Origin of the sequence: Lacticaseibacillus styriensis, from assembly GCF_030770295.1 — a bacterium.
GTDB lineage: Bacteria > Bacillota > Bacilli > Lactobacillales > Lactobacillaceae > Lacticaseibacillus > Lacticaseibacillus casei.
Genome location: NZ_CP132483.1, coordinates 1,331,057 through 1,353,242, shown reverse-complemented (window position 1 = coordinate 1,353,242; position 22,186 = coordinate 1,331,057). Strand labels below are relative to the sequence as shown.

Annotated in this window: 19 protein-coding genes and 1 riboswitch; all 19 genes read right to left on the bottom strand. The window is 48.6% G+C overall.

Translation table 11 applies throughout. The features are described 5' to 3' along the window. Positions 1-46: 46 nt before the first annotated feature. The 19 genes from LACSTY_RS06550 to LACSTY_RS06460 all read right to left on the bottom strand — a co-directional run bounded on the left by LACSTY_RS06550 (position 47) and on the right by LACSTY_RS06460 (position 22,127). Positions 47-1,135 carry a SepM family pheromone-processing serine protease gene (locus LACSTY_RS06550; RefSeq protein ID WP_162494860.1) on the bottom strand — a complete coding sequence of 363 codons (1,089 nt, stop codon included), beginning with the start codon at positions 1,133-1,135 and terminating at the stop codon, positions 47-49. After that, a complete protein-coding gene (coaD, locus tag LACSTY_RS06545; RefSeq protein ID WP_039638970.1) occupies positions 1,113-1,616 on the bottom strand; it encodes a pantetheine-phosphate adenylyltransferase in 504 nt (167 codons plus the stop codon). Before coaD ends, LACSTY_RS06550 begins: the two co-directional genes overlap by 23 nt. Beyond that, positions 1,609-2,175, bottom strand: a complete 567-nt coding sequence (gene rsmD / locus LACSTY_RS06540) for a 16S rRNA (guanine(966)-N(2))-methyltransferase RsmD (RefSeq protein ID WP_087912081.1) — start codon at positions 2,173-2,175, stop codon at positions 1,609-1,611. Before rsmD ends, coaD begins: the two co-directional genes overlap by 8 nt. Then, entirely contained in the window at positions 2,162-2,509 is a 348-nt protein-coding gene (locus LACSTY_RS06535) for a YlbG family protein (protein WP_025012967.1), read from the bottom strand. Before LACSTY_RS06535 ends, rsmD begins: the two co-directional genes overlap by 14 nt. Positions 2,510-2,526: 17 nt before the next feature. Continuing rightward, positions 2,527-5,964: a pyruvate carboxylase gene (locus LACSTY_RS06530; protein ID WP_087912080.1), complete on the bottom strand. Its 3,438-nt coding sequence runs from the start codon at positions 5,962-5,964 to the stop codon at positions 2,527-2,529. Beyond that, complete coding sequence (locus LACSTY_RS06525; protein ID WP_087912079.1) at positions 5,957-7,129, bottom strand: FtsW/RodA/SpoVE family cell cycle protein; 1,173 nt, start codon at positions 7,127-7,129, stop codon at positions 5,957-5,959. Before LACSTY_RS06525 ends, LACSTY_RS06530 begins: the two co-directional genes overlap by 8 nt. A 287-nt stretch (positions 7,130-7,416) precedes the next feature. After that, complete coding sequence (gene typA / locus LACSTY_RS06520) at positions 7,417-9,261, bottom strand: translational GTPase TypA (RefSeq protein ID WP_010488589.1); 1,845 nt, start codon at positions 9,259-9,261, stop codon at positions 7,417-7,419. A gap of 268 nt (positions 9,262-9,529) precedes the next feature. Continuing rightward, positions 9,530-10,309, bottom strand: a complete 780-nt coding sequence (locus LACSTY_RS06515) for an inositol monophosphatase family protein (protein WP_025012969.1) — start codon at positions 10,307-10,309, stop codon at positions 9,530-9,532. A gap of 2 nt (positions 10,310-10,311) precedes the next feature. Further along, positions 10,312-10,593 carry a UPF0223 family protein gene (locus LACSTY_RS06510; protein ID WP_010488593.1) on the bottom strand — a complete coding sequence of 94 codons (282 nt, stop codon included), beginning with the start codon at positions 10,591-10,593 and terminating at the stop codon, positions 10,312-10,314. Beyond that, complete coding sequence (locus tag LACSTY_RS06505; protein WP_087912078.1) at positions 10,583-11,476, bottom strand: Rossmann-fold NAD(P)-binding domain-containing protein; 894 nt, start codon at positions 11,474-11,476, stop codon at positions 10,583-10,585. The genes LACSTY_RS06510 and LACSTY_RS06505 overlap by 11 nt, the downstream gene beginning before the upstream one ends. Positions 11,477-11,781: 305 nt before the next feature. Further along, positions 11,782-13,185: a dihydrolipoyl dehydrogenase gene (gene lpdA, locus LACSTY_RS06500; RefSeq protein ID WP_087912077.1), complete on the bottom strand. Its 1,404-nt coding sequence runs from the start codon at positions 13,183-13,185 to the stop codon at positions 11,782-11,784. Positions 13,186-13,187: 2 nt separating this feature from the next. After that, positions 13,188-14,828 (bottom strand): dihydrolipoyllysine-residue acetyltransferase, encoded by a 1,641-nt coding sequence (locus tag LACSTY_RS06495; protein ID WP_087912076.1) that lies wholly within the window; start codon positions 14,826-14,828, stop codon positions 13,188-13,190. 17 nt (positions 14,829-14,845) lie between these two features. Then, positions 14,846-15,823 carry an alpha-ketoacid dehydrogenase subunit beta gene (locus LACSTY_RS06490; RefSeq protein ID WP_010488601.1) on the bottom strand — a complete coding sequence of 326 codons (978 nt, stop codon included), beginning with the start codon at positions 15,821-15,823 and terminating at the stop codon, positions 14,846-14,848. 2 nt (positions 15,824-15,825) lie between these two features. After that, entirely contained in the window at positions 15,826-16,938 is a 1,113-nt protein-coding gene (gene pdhA, locus LACSTY_RS06485) for a pyruvate dehydrogenase (acetyl-transferring) E1 component subunit alpha (protein ID WP_087912075.1), read from the bottom strand. Between the two features lie 261 nt (positions 16,939-17,199). Continuing rightward, positions 17,200-18,015: a P-type ATPase actuator domain-containing protein gene (locus tag LACSTY_RS06480; RefSeq protein WP_087912074.1), complete on the bottom strand. Its 816-nt coding sequence runs from the start codon at positions 18,013-18,015 to the stop codon at positions 17,200-17,202. A gap of 216 nt (positions 18,016-18,231) precedes the next feature. After that, a riboswitch (M-box (ykoK) riboswitch) is annotated at positions 18,232-18,395 on the bottom strand. A gap of 105 nt (positions 18,396-18,500) precedes the next feature. Then, positions 18,501-19,055, bottom strand: coding sequence for a peptide deformylase (gene def, locus LACSTY_RS06475; RefSeq protein WP_010488607.1), 555 nt, complete (start codon positions 19,053-19,055; stop codon positions 18,501-18,503). A 234-nt stretch (positions 19,056-19,289) separates the two neighbouring features. Next, a complete protein-coding gene (locus LACSTY_RS06470) occupies positions 19,290-20,195 on the bottom strand; it encodes a beta-L-arabinofuranosidase domain-containing protein (RefSeq protein WP_250645002.1) in 906 nt (301 codons plus the stop codon). Next, complete coding sequence (locus tag LACSTY_RS06465) at positions 20,137-21,288, bottom strand: glycoside hydrolase family 127 protein (RefSeq protein ID WP_250645001.1); 1,152 nt, start codon at positions 21,286-21,288, stop codon at positions 20,137-20,139. The genes LACSTY_RS06470 and LACSTY_RS06465 overlap by 59 nt, the downstream gene beginning before the upstream one ends. 389 nt (positions 21,289-21,677) lie before the next feature. Further along, on the bottom strand, positions 21,678-22,127 hold the full coding sequence (locus LACSTY_RS06460) for a hypothetical protein (RefSeq protein ID WP_087913252.1): 450 nt from the start codon (positions 22,125-22,127) through the stop codon (positions 21,678-21,680). Between the last annotated feature and the right edge of the window lie 59 nt (positions 22,128-22,186).

Genomic DNA, 22,186 nt, shown 5'->3' with positions numbered 1-22,186 from the left:
AAAAAAGAACCGCCAAACTGACAGTTCTAGTTTTAAAATCATGACGTTACTTGGCGGTTTTCGAATAATTTTCCATATACCGAATCACATCGCTTAAAGTCTTGACCGGTACGATTTTCATCTTGGTCTTAATTTGCTTAGCCGTCTGCACCGCTTCCGTATAGTTGTTGACATAATTTGGATCATAGTGCTTCAACTTTTTGGTGGCAGGCTGATTCGGAGCAAAGAAAACTTTGGCCCCCTTGGCATCCGCGGCGACCACTTTCTTATCGATGCCGCCGATTTGGCCAACGTGACCAGCTGAATCGATGGTGCCGGTTCCCGCAATCACGTGTCCGCGGCGCAAATTCCGATGGGTGATCTGCGTATAGATCTGCAAGGCAAACATGGTGCCGGCACTCGGGCCGCCGATATTCCCCGCATCAATCTTAACCTTAGGATCACTCGTGACTGCTGTGTTTTCGGTCAGCGTGATGCCAATGCCGGCGCGCTTTGTCTGTGGCAAGCGAATCAACTTCGCCGTGGCCTGTTTGGTCTTACCTTGATGTTGATACGTCAGCGTAATGGCCGCGCCCACTTTTTGCGATTTAATCGCATTCACATAAGCGTCGGCGGTTTTATATGATTTACCATTTAATTTGGTAATGGTGTCACCAAGAGCCAATTTTCCCTTGAAGGGTGACTGCGGCAAAATCGACATCACATAAATGCCGCGATGGTGGATCTGATACGGTTTCTTGGCAGCTTTGAACGCTGCTGCGACCGCATTATTGGCGGCACTTTTCATATAATAGGCCTGCAACTGATCGTATTCGGCGCTACTGTCATTGCCCATTAAATCTTGCTTGGAGACAATATCGGTGTGGGCCTGCGTTTTGCTAAACAGTAATAACGCTGGTGAAGCGGGACCGACCACGCCCACCGTCGTTAACATGTAACTTCCCTTGGCATTGTCTTTACTGCCGGTGACCTTAACATAAGGCTTCAACGACTCCGCCGAGCCCGGTACTTCCAGATAATAGTTGGTCGGGAAGAAAAGAAGCGCAGCTAGCACGATAACGCCAACCAAAATACCAATGAGCCACCGCCAGCGTTTTTTCTGTTTTAACCGATTAGTTGGCTTGATGAGGCTCACCTAGTTTCTTGTATAAGGCTTTTTCGACTGGCGCCGGCACAAACCGATGAATGTCGCCACCAAACGCCGCGACTTCCTTGATAATCGTACTGGACAATGCATCGTACTGCTTATCCGCGAGCAAAAAGACCGTTTCAATCTGACTGTCCAAGTCATGATTAACCGTGGCAATATCAGCCTCATAGCCGAAGTCCGCAACGTTGCGAATCCCCCGAATAATAAACTGGGCACCAATTGATTTGGCAAATTCAACCGTCAAACGCCTAGGTGCCGCTACTGCTTTGACATTTGGCAAGTCGGCAGTACTGGCCGCGATCAATGCCAATTTTTCATCACTTGAGAAAAGTGCCTTCTTGCTGGTATTCGTCATCGCCGCTACGACCACTTCATCAAACAAGCGACTAGCCCGCAAAACGGTATCCAAATGACCATTCGTAAACGGATCAAAGCTGCCAGGAAATACTGCGATTTTTTTAGTCATGATCTTCCTCGTTTCGCTCTAAAATCAAAACCTGTGCCACGCCATAAGTCTGGCGCCGAAGTTTGGTGTATCCGGGAATGACCTCAGGATAAACGACATCCAGTCCGGTTTCAACCAAGACCCGACCTCCGGGTACCAAGAGATCACCGCTGACAAACGCAGCTAACTGGGCAATCGCATGTTGTTGCGCATAAGGCGGATCCATCAAAATGAGATCAAACGACTGACCCGCGGCAGTAAAATGTTCGATTGCTTTGGTAACCGACATTTTTAAGACTGTAAAATCTTCGGAATGTTTGGTGAGTGCCACATTGGCGTTGATCGTTTTGATCGCCGCGTATTGACGATCTACTAACACGGCATCGTGCATCCCGCGCGACACCGCTTCGATTCCCAGTGCCCCGGTGCCTGCATATAAATCAAGGGCATGACCGCCATCAAAATATGGTCCGAGCATATTAAACATGGATTCTTTAACTTTATCGGCTGTCGGTCGCGTCTGGTTACCCGGCACCGCGTTCAGCCGCAAGCCGCGAAAGGCCCCGCTAATGACTCGCATGATGATCCCCTTTTGGCTTGTCAATTGTCATCCGGTCGCGCCGCCGCTGTTTTGCTTTGGTTTCCAGATCTTCTTCTGTCGGTTTGAATTTACCGATATCGCTGCCGAACTCGGTTTTTAATTCCGGACGATGCGACGGTTCGACACGTTTGACAAACCGCAACTTACTTAATTTATTGCTCGCTGCCGTAATTTCGTCGCGATCCATATACAAATAAACATATTTCATGCGCCGCGAAACATACATAATGGTGCCGTAACGCCGCAGCGTCTTAAGTTGCTTAAGTGAATACACCCAAACAACTAGGCCCTGCCGCTGTTTCATTGAAAACATGCTTTCACCTTCTAAACTCACTGCTTGGCGGCACCGGGCTGAAGCTTGGCCAACAGTTCCTGACTTTTAATTAACGCGCCTGCCTCAACATACAAGTGGGTGACGGTGCCGGCAAACGGCGCGTGGACGGTTGTTTCCATTTTCATGGCTTCGATGACAAACAGAGCATCGCCTTTTGCAACCTGCTGCCCTTGTTTGATTGCGACTGAAACAATTTTGCCGGCCATTGGTGCGCCGATTTGGTTCTTGTCAGTCGGTTCTGCCAACTGATGCTGCAATCCGGCACTCTTTTGGTGGGCATCGCGAATCTGGATCTCCTGTTTCTGCCCGTCAACCGTGAAATAAAGCGTCTTCATGCCACTGGCATCCGCCGTCCCGATCGCATTTAACTGAATAATCAGCGTTTTACCAGCCTTGATTGGCACCGAAACGGTTTCGCCAATCCGCATGCCCTGGAAATAAGAAGGCGAGTCAAGTTTGGTGACCGGTCCGATCTGCTTCTGCTTGCGAACAAAGGCCTTGAAAACATCCGGATATAAAATGGCGCTTAAAACTTCTTCAGTGCTTGGTTCAGCCACGCCCGCCGCGATCAAGTCCTGCCGAACAGCGTCGAAATCGACCGGCTTAGCCAGTTGGCCCGGTCTGACAGTCAGCGGTTTTTGCCCTTTGAGGATTTTTTTCTGTAAATCTTTAGGAAAACCGCCAACCGGTTGACCTAAATCGCCTTTGAAAAAGGCAACCACGGATGCCGGAAAATCATATTGTTCCCCATGGTCCTTGACCATTTCCGGTGTCAAGTGATTCTGCAGCATAAACAGCGCCATGTCACCGACCACTTTTGACGACGGGGTTACCTTAATGATATCGCCGAACAAAGTGTTGACTTGCGCATACATGGCTTTAACGGCTTCGAAGTCTGTAATGCCCATACTGCGGGCCTGCTGTTGCAAATTGCTGTACTGGCCACCTGGCATCTGAACAGTGTAAATATCGGTTAGCGGCCCGGTCACGCCGTTGCCAAAGTCGGCATAGTAAGGCCGGATTGCCTGAAAGTAACGATCCAACGACTGGGCTTTTTCAATCGCCACCTCAGGCTGACGCTGATCGCCACTCAAAGCATAATAGAGACTTTCCAGACTTGGCTGACTGGTTGTCCCCGAAAAGCTACTTTGCGCGACATCAACAATGTCGACTCCAGCGTTCGTGGCTGCCAAGTAAGTAGCAATGCCATTGCCGGTCGTATCGTGGGTATGCAAATGAATCGGTACCGAAACAGCGTCTTTTAACGCACCAATCAAGACTGAGGCCGCTTGTGGTTTAAGCAGTCCCGCCATATCTTTAATGGCAATCATATCCGCACCGGCATCAACAAGTTGCTTGGCCAGCGCCACATAATAAGCCAATTGATATTTTGGATGGGCATCGCTTAAAATATCGCCAGTGTAACACATCGTTGCTTCCGCAAGCTTACCGGTTTGTTTGACCGTATCAATACTCAGCGTCATTTGCGGCAGCCAGTTCAGACTGTCAAATATTCGAAAAACATCGACACCGTCATCGGCAGCCTGTTGAATGAAAGCTTTAATCACATTGTCAGGATAGTTCTGATAACCAACGGCATTACTGCCACGAAACAACATCTGTAACAACGTATGCGGTAATGCTGCGCGCAGTTTTTTCAATCGGACCCACGGATCTTCATTCAAGAACCGGTACGCCACATCAAACGTCGCACCGCCCCATACCTCCATCGAAAACAGATTAGGCAAGCCGTTACCCATATCCTTGGCAACCGTCAGCATATCGCGAGTCCGCATGCGGGTAGCAAATAAACTTTGGTGGGCATCACGAAAAGTCGTATCCGTCAGCAACAGCGATTTGTGGTCTTTTACCCAATCAGTAACGCCATTTGCACCCTTGTCTTTAAGCAGTGCCACTAAATCAGTCTGCGGCTTGGTTGTTGGAAAATGGCTATCGTATTGCAGTTCAGGATAATACTTTTGCGTTTGGCGCTCAACGCCTTTAAAGCCGTTAATCGTCACATCGCCAATATACCATAACAGCCGGGAAGCCAGATCCGGCTTGGCTTGCACCTGTAACAACTCAGGATGGGCGTCAATGAATGCTGTTTCTGCTTCGCCTGTTCGGAAGGTTTTAGTTGACAGCAAATGCTCTAAGAAGGCAACGTTGGTTTTAACACCGGTAATTTGAAATTCGTGTAAGGCGCGCTGCATTTTGGCGACTGCCGCCGGAAAATTCGGCGCATGGACGCTGGCTTTTACCAACAAAGAGTCAAAATAAGGGCTGACGACGGCGCCCGCATAAGCATTGCCGACATCCAGCCGAATACCAAAACCACCCGGAGAACGATAAGTATTGATGGTTCCGGTATCTGGCATGAAGTTGTTTTCCGGATCTTCGGTCGTAATCCGGCACTGAATCGCAGCGCCATTTTCACGCAGCTCATCTTGTTGCGGCAGGTGCAGATCGGCAAACAAATCCGCTCCGGCAGCAATCCGCAATTGCGACTGAACAATATCGACACCTGTGATGAGTTCCGTAATTGTATGTTCCACCTGAACGCGGGGATTAACTTCAATAAAGTAATACTGATCGCCGTCAACCAGAAATTCTACAGTCCCAGCGTTTTCATAATGCAGACTTGCCATCAAGTCCACGGCACTTTGGCAGATCTTCGCACGCAAAGCGACCGGCAAAGCAACTGCCGGCGCAATTTCAACGACTTTTTGCTGGCGGCGCTGGACGGAGCAGTCACGTTCAAAAAGATGCAAAAGATGTCCGTGCTCATCGCCTAACACCTGAACTTCAACGTGCTTAGCCGAAGCGATGTACTTTTCGACGTACATGCGATCATCGCCAAAACTAGCCTTGGCTTCATTAACCGCATTTTGATACACTGCTTCCAGCTCAGCCTCGGAGTGAACGATGCGCATCCCCTTACCGCCACCACCGCTGGCTGCTTTAAGCATCACCGGGAAACCGTGTGTTGCGGTAAAATCCTGAATCTCGCTGAAATCACGCGTTGGCTCCGGTGTTCCCGGGATCGTTGCCAACCCGGCTTTGTGTGCCGCTTCTTTCGCTGCCACTTTATCGCCGAACACATCAAGCAACTCTGAGCGCGGACCGACAAACGTCAATCCTGCAGCCCGAACTTTACGGGCAAACGTTGCGTTTTCAGAAAGCAACCCATAGCCTGGATGGATCGCATCCGCCCCGCTTTGCTTGGCAATGCGAATGATATCATCCATATCCAGATAAGCGGCAATGGGTGCCTTACCTGCGCCTACTTGGTAACTTTCTTGAGCTTTGAACCGGTGAATCGACAAGGCATCTTCTTTGGCAAAAATGCCAACGGTCTTGAGGCCCAACTCCTCACAGGCACGGAAAATCCGAATGGCGATTTCGCCACGATTCGCGACTAAAACTTTATGCATGCGTTTTCTCTACCTTTCGTTGCGTACGTTCGCTATGATAACTGATATTGAGCATAATCCCGACTGCCATCGACAAAACAATCATACTTGACCCGCCATAACTAATAAACGGCAGCGTGACCCCGGTAACAGGTAACACACCGGCGACGGCACCGACATTGAAAACCGTTTGGACAAACATCATCGTCGCAATGCCGTAAGCAATCAGAGTGTGATACGTATTTTTGGAACGAATGCCAATCAGATAAAACCGCATCACCAGGAAAAACAGTAAGCCCAGTACGACCACTGTGCCGACTAAGCCCAGTTCTTCGGCAATGACAGCCAAAATGAAATCAGTATAAGGCTCAGGTAGATACCCCAGTTTTTGACTGCTCATCCCCAACCCGACGCCAAACAAGCCGCCATGATTAATAGCATAAAGCGAATTAACCACCTGATTACCGGCCGCGTTTGCCTTTTCAAAGGGATGAATCGCGGCAACCAACCGCTGATAAGCATAATTATGTTCCAGACCCGGGAAGTGATAATGCGAGACAATGTAATATCCCAAGACCCCTGTCGCAATCAGCGCAACCAGCCAAAGTAAGCCATAGCGCATTGGAATCCCGCTAGACATCACCACCACCAGCGTGATCAAAAAGAGAATGGCGAAACCGCCAGTATCCGGTTCGACGAAAACCAGCAACATCATCATGCCGGCAATAAATAGCGGCTGCCACATCTGACGCAGGCGAAAATTTTCCTGCCGAAAGCTATCTTCGCGCGACGTCAACATATGCGCCAGATAAAAAATCAAAATCATTTTGGCAAATTCAGACGGTTGCAGGCGAAAACTGCCGATGGAGATCCATGCAGCGGCCCCGTTAACCGCCCGTCCGTGTATGATTAGGTACACCAACATGACAAACAAACCCGACATCAAGACAAATAGCACCCAACGATTACGCAAAATCTTAAGGGCCATATTGTCAAAGAAGAACACGGTTCCGATCCCGAGCACCACAAAAACAATTTGTTGCAATAAGTATTTAGTTTCTGCGGCACCATATTGCCGCTGCACCCAATAAGCGCTAGCGGAATAGACCATCACGATCCCGATGGCACACAGAACCAGATAGGGTACCAAAATGAAGTAATCCACATGGCGTAATTTTTTCCTCAAGAAAAACGCGGCCTTTCAAGCAATGATTGGATTTATTATAGCATACCGACTACGACCGCCAAGGCGCTTTAAAGACAGTTATTGCTAAGTTTAACTTGTTTTAACTTGATTTTATGCACACCAAGCGTGAGAATTGGCAGCTATTTTTTCTGAATTAGTGCAACGGGACGGTTCGAAAACAGCCGGTTTGTCGGCCTCGCTGCAGGTCATTACCATTTTTTACTGCACTACTCGCCTATTTATGCCAAAGAAAAAACCGCCAAAATTAGCGGTTTTCAGAAAATAAACTATTTAGATGCAGCAATCTTCTTACGCTTGGCTGCCTTTTGACGTTCGCCTGTGTTCAGGATCTTCTTACGTAAGCGAATGTTCTTTGGCGTTACCTCGCAATATTCATCATCATTCAAGAATTCGATGGATTCTTCAAGCGTCATTTTCTTTGGCGTCTTGATCGCAGCTGCGTGATCTTTCCCGGCAGCACGGGTATTGGTCAGGTTCTTCCCCTTGGTGACATTGACAGCAATGTCATTTTCGCGGGAGTTTTGGCCAACAATCATGCCTTCATAAACTTCGGTTCCGGCATTGATGAACAATTGCCCACGATCTTCAACCGACTGCAAGCTATAAGTGGTAGCAGTACCGGCGTTGATCGAAACCAAAGCGCCTTGAGTACGACCAGGTTCCCAGTTCTTGATAACCGGCGCATACTTTTCGAAGGTGTGGTTCATGATCCCGTAACCGCCAGTCGAAGACAGAAATTCAGTCGAGTAGCCGATTAAGCCACGGGAAGGTGCCAGGAAAGTGAGGCGCGTTTGCCCGTTGCCTTCATTTTCCATGTTCTGCATTTCGCCTTTACGTTGGCTCATCGCATCGATAACCGTACCGGTATATTGTTCCGGCGTATCGATCTGTACGTTTTCAAACGGTTCCATCATCACGCCATCGATATCGCGATAGATAACTTCTGGCCGGCCGAGTTGTAGCTCGAATCCTTCACGCCGCATTTCTTCAACCAAAATGGACAGATGCAGTTCCCCACGACCGGAAACCATCCAGGCACCAGCCTGATCGGTATCGTCAACACGTAACGATACATCAGTCTGCAACTGGGACTTCAAGCGTTCTTCCAGTTTGCGCGCAGTGACATTTTTACCTTCGCGACCGGCAAACGGGCTGTCATTGGCCACAAACATCATTTGCAGCGTCGGTTCGTCAATCCGCAAAATCGGTAACGCTTCTGGCGTGTCGGCAGCCGTCACGGTTTCACCGACAAAAATGTCATCCATCCCGGAAACGGCAATCAGATCTCCGGCTTTGGCGGAATTGATTTCAGTCCGGGTTAACCCGAAGAAACCAAATAATTTCGTCACGCGGAAGTTCTTTTGCGAACCATCCAATTTCATAACGGTAACATTGTCGCCGATTTTAATCTTGCCGCGGAAAATCCGGCCAATACCGATTCGGCCAACATAATCGTTATAATCCAGCATGGCCACCTGGAATTGCAACGGTTCGTCACTATTATCGATTGGCGCAGGAATTGTTTTGATAATGGTATCAAAAAGCGGGTTCATCGTATGCTTTTGCGTTGACAGGTCGGAATCCATACTGGAAGTCCCGTTAACGGCGGAAGCATAGACCACAGGAAATTCCAACTGCGCATCATCGGCACCTAATTCGATGAACAATTCAAGTACTTCGTCCACGACTTCTTCTGGACGGGCACCCGGACGGTCAACCTTGTTGATAACTACAATAGGCGTTAAATGCTGTTCCAGTGCCTTCTTCAAAACAAAGCGCGTTTGCGGCATCGGGCCCTCAAAGGCATCGACAACCAGCAAAACCCCGTCAACCATCTTCATAACCCGTTCTACTTCACCGCCAAAGTCGGCATGTCCCGGGGTATCAAGAATGTTGATCGTTGTATCGCCATACTTCACCGCCGTGTTTTTACTCAGGATGGTGATACCACGTTCCTTTTCAATGGCGTTGGTATCCATCGCCCGATCTTGTAATTGAATGTGTTGATCAAGTGTATCCGATTGTTTAAGCATCTCGTTAACCAAAGTTGTCTTACCATGGTCAACGTGGGCAATGATCGCAATATTGCGAATATCGTCACGTGTTTTCACGTTTCTACTTCCTTTCTGCTGGCACTACAGGCCGCTTACCACATTAAAAAAGTGCCAGCAACTGACACAGTTATACGATTTTGAATTATAACACACTCTACCCAATCTGTCTGGATTTTCTGAAAAGTGAATTGCTTCACGCAGCCATTTTAGCTGAATTTTCGTAAAAGAACCGCTGTTAGGCTAATAAATAGACGAAAAACCGGCGTCTCGAACAGTCGCCGGTCATCGTTGCTCGTTTGTGAGCGCTACTTATTGTGGCTTGAAATCACTCGCCAGCCATCATTGTAAGAATCGTGCGATGCGCCTGCGGTGTGGCAGCCACAACGACGCCTGGTTGACGCAGATCAATCGGTGAACCATCTTCGCGACTGAATTGAACACCCAGACCCTTTGTAATCGCCATGCCGGCCGCCACATCCCAAGGCTGCAAATATGAAACGTAGCCAAGTTGTCGGCCTAACGCGATTTCGATAAACTCCATGCCAGCACTGCCACTCATTCTCGGCCCGGAACTTGCCAACGCAATATCACCTAAATGTAGCCGATTCTTGATCGTCATTGGACCGGTCACACCCAACAACCCGTCTTTCAGTTGCAAATCCGGTAATTTTGTCAATGTTCGTCCCGCAAACGTAACAGGTATTTCCGGTCCGCCACTCAGCACCTCATTACGCATGACGTCCATAATTGCCCCGACAACCGGTTGTCCGTCACGATAAACACCAATCATGATCGCGAAATGAGCCTGCTGTTTGACAAAATTCATCGTACCGTCAATCGGATCGACAAAAAAGACCAATCCGTTGAGATCCGTATCATCATGGGCATGGCCTTCCTCGCCGATAATCCGTGCTGTCGGATACTCGGCTTTGATGTGATCAATTAGAAATTGCTGGTTAGCTTTATCGACATTGGTGACCAAATCATTGCGATTACTTTTACGCGCGACATCTAATGGTTTCGCCATTTCCGCTAAAATTTGCTTCCGACTTTCCGCAAACCAGCTGATCAGGGTTTGCCGTAGTTTTTCTGGATCTTGCGTCATACTTAACTCACCTTCACCTTAATCTTTTGGCTCACACCTTGGCGCGCCATCTGTACAACAGTATACATGGAATAGCCGGACAGTGCTTCAAACTCCCGATCCAGTTGACGTTCAGTGCCTTTATCCGGTACCACCTGTTTGAATCCACGGTAGGCTGCCAACAGGTTATCCCGATCGACGCCATGCTCATACGCATCTTCAACGAGTGCAAAGAAAGTCGTCACTTTAATTTTTTCGTCAGTTGTCCAGTCAAGGTCTAGTGGATAGCTGTAATTAGGTTTCATTTTTATCTGCTCCTTGTTCGATTGCTTCGATTTCGGCTTGAACAGCTTGAATTGCTGTGCTCAAAGCCGCCTCTTCATCATCGGACCCCGCAACTGTCGCCAGTGTGACCACGCCACGTTCGTCCAACAAAATCGGTGAGCTGTCAACTTGTCCGGTTTCATCGTCAGAATCTCGCAGATGTGCGAATGTCCCAATGAGCTTTTCGCCAGCAAACGCAGCCAGAATCGGTTCTACAAGCCGACCCACCAAAACGGTCAAGGCGCTTGCCAAAAAGGCATGAACAGCCGAAGCCGCTTCGGTAAAAACGGCTTGGTCATCATTTAGTAACCGCAGTATTGGCGTTGCCCCGACATAGGCTCGGCTCCAGATCAATACTGGTGACTGACTGGTGCCAACGACATAGGCCGTTACTTGTGTGGCTGGGACAGCCAGTCGATCCGCTAAGAATTGTTCAAAGCGCCACGTCGCACCGAAAGTCCCTAATCCGACAACCTGCCGTTTATTCAGCCCGGAGAACCGCTGGGCAAAATAAGTGAAGCGTTCATCATGCGTCATCGCCACGACAACCCGACCCGTAAAGCCTGCTGCCATCGCTGAATTCAGAACCTTACGAATTGAGGCAATGTTGGTCGCCACAAAGTTTTCATCATCCGGCGTTTCGGTATCAGTTAGAATCAACACATCCGCCGTTTTGAGAACTTTCGGGGTTACCTTGATAAACGTATTGTGGCAAATTTGACTCAGTGCCGTCAAACCGGCGACATCCACCAATGCCGCATCCGGCTCGTAGCAACCAATTTCCAGATCAAGTGGTGACGCAATTAACGTTTGCAAAAGTGCTTGTGTACTACAACTGGCTCCGTGAACGACGACTCTTTGCATGAAACCCCTTCCCCTCAGTTGCGTTACCTATATTCTAGCGGAAGCGCAATCTTAAGACAAAATTAAAAAGGACTTTAGGTGCAATTGTTAACTAACTGAAATATTAACGCCTTCTCATATGAAAATACCGTTGTTATCTTCTGTCTGGTGGTCATAAATTGCCCTGAATTTTCAAAGTTAGCAAGATTAGTCTTTTAAAAAGTGTGCACAAAAAAAGACACTGGTGAAAATCCAGTGTCTGCTTAGTGATCCTAGAAATTGTGACCCGAAACTAAAACTAATTCTGACAATGACCGATCCAGCTGCTAAATATTGATTGGTAAGCCTAATGCAACTTCGGCATCGTCCATGATCGTTTCGCTTAAGGTCGGATGCGGGTGAATGGTCAGCGCCAAATCCTCGACGTTCAGACCGCCTTCGACAGCCACAGTCAGCTCGGAAATCAAATCACTGGCGCCGGCGCCGGCTACCTGACCACCAATAACCGTGCCGTCTTCATTGGTGACAAGACGGACAAAGCCTTCTGTTTGGGCCAAACTCAAGGCGCGGCCATTAGCAGCGAATGGGAACTTGCTTGCCTTGGCTTTGATGCCCTTGGCTTTGGCTTCTGCAAGCGTCATGCCAGTCGTTGCAAGCTCAGGATCTGTGAAACAAACAGCCGGCATTGCTTTATAGTCAACCGCACTCGCTTTGCCGCTGATCGCTTCAGCAGCTACCTTACCTTCGTAGCTGGCCTTATGGGCTAACGCTGCACCCGGAACAACATCGCCAATTGCGTAGATGTTTGGTTTGTTAGTGCGGCCTTGCGCATCAACCTTGATCAAACCGCGATCAGTCGTTTCAATGCCGACAATGTCCAATCCTAAATCATCCGTATTTGGCCGACGTCCGACAGTGACCATGACATAGTCAGCGGCCAGCGTCTGTTCTTTGCCATCAGCGGTATAAGTGACCTTGACACCGTTACCGGTATCTTCAGCTTCTTTGGCCATCGCATTCGTGATAACCGTGACACCGCGCTTCTTAAAGGAGTTCAATACCAACTGAACCATATCCTTTTCAAAGTTCGGCAGAATCGAACTGGTCCCTTCAAGGATCGTGACATGTGCACCTAAGTTTGCATAAGCGCTTGCCAATTCAGAACCGATGTAGCCACCACCGATAACAACGAATTCTTTTGGAACCTCCGGTAAATTCAAGCCACCGGTCGAATCAAGAATTCGTTTACCAAATTTAAAGCCCTTAATTTCAATCGGCCGACTGCCGGTTGCGATAATCAGGTTTTTGAAGGTGTACGTTTGGGCAGAATCCTTTTGCATGACCCGTAAACTATGGTCATCTTTTAAGAAAGCAGTACCCATGATTGAATCAATCTTGTGCTTCTTGAACAACATTGAAACACCGCTGGTTAAGGTGTGAACAACCTTATTTTGCTTCCAGTCCTGCGTCTTTTTGAAGTCAAGATCCGCACCCTTAGCGTTAATGCCGAACGTGCTGGCGTCCAAAGCTTCTTGATAACGATGCCCAGCATTAATCAATGCTTTTGATGGAATACAGCCAACATTCAAACAAACACCGCCGATGAAAGTACTTTCGATCACGGTAACTTTCTGGCCCATTTCAGCAGCACGAATGGCAGCAACATAGCCGCCGGGGCCGGAGCCAATTACAACAGTATCCAAATCGATTGCAAAATCGCCTACAACCATACTTATCCCTCCATCAACAGCAGATCAGGATCCGCCAACAATTTGTCCATCAGATTCAATGCTGTTTGCGCCAGCGCACCATCAATTAGACGGTGATCATAACTCAAACTCAGCTTCAGCAGATTACCGACAACAATTTCGTTATCAGCATTGACGTATGGTTCCTTGGCAATTTTACCAACACCAAGAATTGCAACTTCCGGCTGATTAATAACCGGTGTGAACCAGCCGCCGCCAATTGATCCGACATTACTGATGGTCATGGAACCGCCACGCATTTCATCTGGCTTCAATTTGCTGTCATATGCCTTCTGCGCATTGTCACTGATCTCTTTGGCAATTTCAAACATACTCTTCGCATCGGCGTTCTTGATAACCGGCACGTACAAGCCATGATCCGTGTTGGTTGCAATCCCGATGTTGAAATAATGCTTGTAGACAATTTCATCGGTGGTATCGTCAATAGACGCATTAAACTCAGGATACTCACGCAAGACGGTGACCAATGCCTTGACGATGTATGGCAAGAAGGTCAGCTTAATGCCTTTATCAGCCGCATACTGCTTGTATTTCTTGCGGTGAGCCATCAACTTAGAAACTTCGACTTCATCAAAGCTCGTGACATGTGGGCTTCGCTGCTTGGATGACAACATTGCCTTCGCAATTGCCTTACGCGTTGGCGTCATCTTTTCACGCGTTTCAAGTTCGGCTTCGCTACTGCTTGAAACATATGGTGCAACAGGTTGTGGCTTTGGTGCTGCCGGTGCTGCTTGTGCCGGAGCAGACTTAGCTGCCGCTTGTGCTGGTTGTGCCGGAGCTGCTGCTGTGGTTGAAGCACCTGCCTTAAACGCATCAACGTCAGCTTTGGTAATGCGGCCATGCTTACCGGTTGCAGGCACTTGCGAAATATCAACGCCTTGTTCACGCGCGTATTGCCGAACAGAAGGCATTGCCAAAATTTCGCGATTTGGATCTGTTATGGCTGGCACGGCACCCGCTGCTGGGTTTGGTGCGGAAGCAGTCTCTGTCCCAGCAGCACTTGTTGCCGGTGTAGCTGCCGGTTCACCGGCAACTGGCGTATCGTTATGGCCCGGAGCATCAATATCAACCAAGGCGTCGCCAACAGATGCCGTTTCCCCTTCAGGAACCAGAATCTTGACAACTGTTCCGGTAACCGGAGATGGAATTTCTTCGACACTCTTGTCACTCTGAACTTCAAGAAGAGTATCATCCTCCTTGATTTCATCACCAGGCTTAACGTCCCACTTGACGATTTCGCCTTCTGCCAAGCCTTCGCCTAATTCCGGAAGCTTAAACTGATACACCGACTTAGCGGCGGTCGGCGCAGGTGCAGCCGGTCCAGCGGTAGAAGCTGCCGGTGCTGCTGACTGGGCAGGCGCACCTGAACCATCATCAATTTCAACCAATAAATCACCGACTGAAGCTGTTTCACCTTCCGGTACCAAAATCTTTAAAATTTTCCCGGATACTGGCGACGGAATTTCTTCGACACTTTTATCACTCTGAACTTCAAGAAGGGTGTCATCCTCCTTGATTTCATCACCAGGTTTAACGTCCCACTTGACGATTTCACCTTCTGCCAAACCTTCGCCAAGTTCTGGCAGTTTGAATTCAAAAGCCATGTTGGCACCTCTTCTCTCTAGAAATTAACGGTTTCCCGAACTTTAGCTTCAATATCCTTGGCATTTGGCAGCCAAATGTTTTCGGCTTGACCAAATGGGAACGGCGTATCAGGAGCCGCAACCCGACCGATCGGTGCCTCAAGTGACAGAATTGCCCGTTCAGAAATTTCACTGATAACGTTGGCGGCAACACCGGCCATCCGCTGAGCCTCTTGAACGACCACTGCCTTATGTGTTTTCTTAACCGATGCAATAATAGTCTCAACATCAAGTGGGGCAATGGTCCTTAAATCAACAATTTCAGCATTGATGCCATCTTTAGCTAAATTATCAGCCGCCTTGAGCGCTTCACGAACCATCGCACCATAAGTGATGATCGACACGTCGGTTCCTTCACGCGTTACCGCTGCCTTATCCAGCGGCACCGTGTAAGTCCCTTCTGGAACATCCTGACGGAACGACCGGTAAAGTTTCATGTGTTCAAGGAATAACACTGGGTCATTGCTGCGAATGGAACTAATCAGCAAACCTTTAGCATCATATGGGTTGCTTGGAATAACAACCCGCATGCCCGGGAACTGGGCGATCAAGCCTTCAAAGTTATCACTGTGCATTTCCGGTGTATGAACCCCACCGCCAAATGGTGCCCGAATGGTAATCGGCATGGACCGCGTACCACCCATCCGATACCGCATCCGCGACATCTGACCGCCAATACTATCCATGGTTTCAAAAACGAACCCAAAGAACTGGATTTCCGGAATCGGCCGCCAGCCGGTTAATGCCAATCCAATGGCCAAACCACTAATGCCTGACTCGGCAAGTGGCGTATCAAAGACACGATCCTCACCGTGTTTAGCCTGCAAGCCATCCGTTGCCCGGAAGACCCCACCGTTTTTACCAACATCTTCGCCGAATACCAAGGTTTTAGGGTCGTTCGCCAACTCAACATCAAGCGCATCAGTGATGGCTTGGATCATTGTTTTTTGTGCCATGGTTACTTCGACTCCTTTCCTTGAAATTCTGCCAGTTGTTCAGCCACATTCTGCGGTGATTCTTCATAGGTATCTTTCAGGAACCGCGATACCGTTTGCTGTGGTGCCTTATCGGCTTCGTTAATGGCATTCTTAATATCGTCTTTAACCTTTTCGATCAAGGTGTCTTCCTTGTCCTTGTCCCAGAGACCTTTATCGGTTAGGAAGTTACGCATTCGAATCAACGGATCACGTTTCTGCCACAATTCATCTGTTTCCTTTGAACGGTAGCGTGTCGGATCATCGCCGGATAACGTATGCGGACCATACCGATAAGTCAGTGTTTCAATCAAAACCGGACCATTGCCAGCCGCAGCCCAAGCTCTGGCTTCCTTGGTAACTTCATAAACGGCCAGTGCGTCCATACCGTCAACCTGCACGCCGGGAACCCCGGCAGCCACTGCTTTTTGAGCCAGCGTCTTGGCCGCCGTCTGATTGGCACGCGGAACGGAAATCGCGAAGCCGTTGTCTTGAACGATGAAGAGTGCCGGTGCTTTAAAGTGTCCGGCAAAGTTAACGCCTTCATAGAAATCCCCCTGTGACGTACCACCATCACCGGTATACGTAAAGGCGACTTCATCGCTGCCATTTTTCTTCAAGCCAAGCGCAACACCAGCAGTCTGCACATACTGCGCACCAATAATGATTTGTGGTGGCAGTGCATGAAAATCTTCTGGATATTCGTTACCTGCGACATGACCACGCGACCACAAAAATGCCTTGTCCAGTGGCAGGCCATGTTGGATCAGCTGCGGTAAATCACGGTAGGCTGGCAGCAGCCAATCTTCTTTTTTCATTGCCGCATGACTGCCAATCATGCTGGCCTCTTCGCCTGCACTCGGCGCATAAAATCCTAAACGTCCTTGCCGGTTTAGCGCTGTTGCCCGTTGATCAAGCACCCGTTGCCAAACCATCTTGGACATCAAATCAACCAACTGATCATCACTGAGATCGGGCATGATATCAGGATTGACGACTTTGCCAACCTCATCCAGAATCTGGATCGTCGGCTTAAAATCGGCATCTTGATTGTCTAGCAGTCGTTTAAAATCAACTGCAGCATGCTGTTTTGCCATAATCAGAACCTCTTTCCATTCCTGTAGTTATTAACCCAGGAAAACTGTACTAATGAAAATCTTTACAAACAAAGCGTAACATTGCAAAATTGTCGTTGCAAGCGTTTTATTTCAAGGTACACAAGAAGTACTTTTTACGAAAAAAAGCCGCCCGTTATGTCATTGTCAGACTATAACAGGCGGCCCCTTTTATTAAGACACAAAAAAAGCACGTCGTTTCACAATCGCGTGCCTCTTCATCTTCAAAACATTGTCCGTGCATCACGAGACCGGATCTTGGTTGTGCCAGAAATCACTGGTTTTACTATGATGTTTCATGGCGCCAACCAAGGTGGCGTGGCGTGCAAAATCCACATCTAAATGAATTTGCACTGCACGATTTATTTGTTTGCTTTTGAACAACTCTGCTGGGAGAACTGATACAGTCATGCGAGCCACACAGCAAATCTGTTTCAACGCAAGCGTTATAGCGGTAACCGCACTCATTACAAGTGAAGTTGACGCTAGATTTGTGGATTGATTCGCAAGCTGCATTAACGCACGGTCCAGTAGACCATTATTCCAAACTGCAGTCACAGTCGCTTGGGCGTCGGTTGCCATCACGGCACCAGCTACGCCCACTCCAGCAGGCACCCGCTGATTCAACAAAACCAGCAGCCCGGCCATGTCACTTGGCAAGGTTACGTGCGCTTCAGGGGACAATGCAACATCAACAGGCAGTTTTTCTCCCGCTGTCAGCATCAAAACATCACCAACGACAAGGTCTTGCGCTTGAACCTGACGAACCAGTCCTTCACGCACGACCAACACTGATTGTTGGGGATTGCTTTGATGCCGAGTCAACGCTGTGATCAAATAAACGACCACAGCCATCAAAAATCCAAGCAGTATCGCAATGATAGCAGTTAAAAGCCAGTTGTGACTGACAAAGCTAATTAGGCTGCTCACACCAGCCAGTACCGCCAGCAAAGGCAAAAAGAGTTTTGTCTTGCTGATCGGATTCTGGTGGGATGTCACTGCTTTTTGAGCCCTTTGCGCTTCATAGCGCGTCAGGCCGCTTGATATCATCATCAACATCGACAAACTCCTTTCCGTATATCCCGAAAAGAGCCGCGATGCTGCCAAATCCATTAATTTCACTTAAGAGATCGTAGCGGCAGCATAATGGGCCTTCCGGGATCCGCTAAATCGCTGCTACTACCGCTACTCTTTGAAGATTGTTCCATTATGCTCACCACCTTTTCTACTTTCCCTCAGATAAAAAAACTGCACGCCGATTGAGGACGTGCAGAAATAGCATCCCAATCGTTTAGTTTTAGCACTATACGCCTAGAAGCGAGCTTCAGTTGCGTTAGCGTAAGCCTTAATGGGCAAACGCAGTTGACTCAATTGGCATCTCTCGATGTTTCTGAGCAGCAACATTGTTCGTATAGGAGCCTCACCTAACGGAAAGCACCGTATTTATTTACCGTAATCTATAGTAGCCGATGAAAAGAGGGATGTCAACAATAACACGCACCCTCTTCCACAATTGTGCCGACCGCAATGAAAATTCAGCTGTTTTAATGAATCAAAACAGCATTTGGATCGATTGAGAAGGGATGTTCCTTATTGATGTGGTCGTAAAACAAAACACCATTCAAGTGGTCAATCTCGTGCTGGCACACAATGGCAGGATAGTTCTTAAGGCGGACTTTTTTATGTTCTCCGGCCTCGTTTTGATAAGCAATCGTGATGCGATCGGCGCGAACGACATAACCGGGAATATCTTTATCAACAGACAAGCAGCCTTCACCTTCAGCAAGAGCAGCGTGCTGTACGCTGTTGCTGATGATCCGCGGATTGATCAAAACTTCCTTGAAAAGGATTTCGTTATTTTCTCCGGGCACGAGAACCGCAGCCATCGCTTTGCTCTGGCCGACTTGCGGTGCTGCCAAACCAACGCCGGGGCGCAAATGGTATTTTTCGTTTTGCTCTTCATCTTGACTAATCACCAGATAGGCCATCATGTCGTGAGCCAATTTTTTGTCTTCATCAGAAAGAGGAAACGTTACTGGCTTAGCTCTTTCACGCAAAACTTTAGCGCCGTCACGAGTGATATCCTTCATTAAATACAAGATCCGTACCTCCGTTCATTTCTTTTACTAGATTAGCACACCGCTGCAAGTGTGAAAAGCAAAGCATGAAAGAACCCTTAGAAATCGGAGCATAAGTGACCCCAGGCAATTATTGCCGTCCCCCACGTTCCAGTTAGTTTTGGTAAGCATTCGAAGTGTTGATTGTGTTACAGCAAAATTACACCTCACCCAGCCAACCAGAGGAACCAAATCATTAGGTATCGCGAATCACCCTTACATCTGGTGCACCCAGACCATCATTTCTCCTGGGGTTCGATTCGCCCATGCAAAGTACGGGATGAAAGTGAGCTGCTTCTTATGTGTCAGCGTGGTTGCCGGTGTACCGTAGAGGTTGCCAATCGGCGTGGCGGCGTCCGTGTGCAGGGCCGTCGTGGTAATCTTCACTATCGGCACCGCAAAGGCTTGATCATCGGGGGTGACGGTGAACGCCGGGGTTACCGGCAGGGTATTGGCCTGGAGCTGACAGCCATTATCTGCTTGTTCTAGCGTGTAGACCACCGGCCCGCGCTGGATGGCAGTTTTGCCCACATCGTCCTTAACTCGGGGGTCGGCGTGGACCATTTGCACGCTCATGTCTAGCGTGACTGCGATCTGCGTTGTACCCGACCAATTTCTCTTAATCCTCAGGTAGCCTTGATCCAGTTCCACAGCCAGCGGTTGACCATTGACGGTCACCGCGTAATGATCACGACTCCAAGCAGGAATTCGAATTGCCACAGTCGTTTTCACCGTTTTCTTTGCCGTGATGGCAAACTGCACATCACCAGACCAGGGAAAATTGCCGGTCTGCTCAATGGTTAGCCCGTTATCGAAAGTGGTCTCATTGCCGATGAACTGATCCGCATAAATCGCATCCTCCGTCACGGTGTAGATGTACTGATCTACCGACGCCACCAGTCGGGCGAGGTTCGGCGGGCAGCAGGCGCAGCCAAACCAAGCGGCGCGCTGCACTTTAACATGGGACTTCATGGGATCTTCCTTGCTGGCCTTGGGATCCACTTCCAAAGGATTCACATAGAAGAAATGCTTTCCATCCAGGGACATGCCCGAAATCGTACCATTATATAGTTCCCGCTCCAGTATATAGTTCCCGCTCCAGCACATCACCATAATCGGCATCCTGGTAAGTATCCCGCATCTGCTTAGCAAAGAAGGACATCGCACAAGAAGCGCAGGTCTCGGCATAAGCTGTGTCGTTGGGCAAATCGTAATCGAAGGTGAAGGCTTCGCCCTTGGGTGCAGACGAGCCCACGCCGCCGGTAATATACATCTGCCGGCGGGTAACGTTCTTCCATAGACGCTGGCTGGCAGCAAAGAGACTTTCATCCCTGGTCTGCCGAGCCACGTGGGCCATACCGGTGAGCAGATAGACCATCCGGACGGCGTGGCCCTCCACACTGGTCATTTCTCGAACAGGCACGTCATTTTGGAAGTAAGATGGTTCTGGATCCGGCTGGCTGGCATCGCTATAGTAGGGGTCCTCAATCTTCTTAGCTTGAACGTTCTTAACCTGTTCCTCGAAGAAATTATTGGGCCGGGTGCCTCGCTGGTCGATCATGTACTTTGCCACCCGGGTGTACTTGACGTCGCCGGTTTCGTCGGCCAGTTTGGCCAGCGCCAACTCAATTTCCGGGTGCCCGGGATAACCGTGCATCTTTTTATCTTCGGGTCCAAAGTTGGCATCGATGCAGTCACCCATTTTCTTGGCGATGTCCAATGCCTTCCGATAATGTGTCGTCTGATAGTAGGCAACCCCGGCTTCAATGTAATGGCCCATGACGTACAGCTCATGGCTCAGGGACACGTGGGTAAATTTATGCTCCGGCGCTTCAATCTGAATGTATGTGTCGAGGTACCCATCCGGCTCCTGAGCTTGGCTAATGATGTCGATGACGTTGTTGGCGATACCTTCTAATCTCTTGTCCGGTGCATATCGAAGAGCATACGCCACGGCTTCCAACCACTTGTAGACGTCGGAATCTTGGAACCAGAAACCATAAAAGTGTCCCTTGGCCAAGCCGGCAGCGATTTTTAGGTTCTCAACAGCATGGCTCTTTTCCACGGCGTCGTATGCCCCAGCGTTTTCTTTCTCAATCGTGATGGCCCTGTCGTCGTTAATGACTGACCACTGGTAAGGAATTAGCTTGTCTTTGACGATGGTCCTGTACTTGGTCCAGAACGGATCTGTGACTTTGATGTTCTCGATTTTCATATGTACGTTTCCTCCTATAATTTCAACACATCTGTACATCTTGTACGACAAAGGCAGTATTCAAAAAAAGCGCTTAATTTTCTGTACGCTTAATGGCCATGTTGTTGTTCCCATTTTCTCTGGTTCGTGTTGTTACTTATTATCTTAGTGCGGAACCCGCTCGATGTTAAAAAGTATAATGGCGTTAAAGAAGAACCGATCCAAGACTATTTTTCAGCCTTGAATCGGTTCCTTTCATTTTTGAAGTTTCTGGGGAGTTGGAAATTTTACCTTCGCACATGCTTTCTTTTAGCTATAAGTTATGGTCCAGCCTTTTAACCGCTTGGTCCCTGCAAAGGATGATTTTCGCAACAACAATGACTGTGCGCTGCACCTTCTACATCATTCTCTCACGCCACGCGATTGACATCACGGACATACTCAATGGTTGCTTGGTTGGTGATGAACGCGACATCGACATGCAATTGGCCGTCCAATACAAAAAAATCGGTAATCACAAAAGGCGGCAATGCAGGATCCGAACTTGCAATGTCCAATTCTTCGGCTGCGTTCTGCAAAGCTTTTTCAAGGGGCTGCTGTTTGAGGGTTTTTGTTTGCAACGGTAATTGATATGAAAATGCCATGATGCCATGTCCCCATATGTCTGCCATCGGTTTTGACACCAACGGCTTAGCGACGGGAAAGTTCAGTGTCTGTAAAGCTGCCGCCATTGTTTGATCTGTTAATCGTTGGCTGTGATGAAGTAATATTTGAATGGCTTTGTTGCGCCGCCAGCGTTTCCTAAATGCTAAGAGAATTGCCACGACAACCAGTAACAGGACGACTAAAAACCATGCTATGACGTCCACCCCCTTCTAGAGAACACTTTTGTTTCTTCTATCATTATTATACCTAAAAC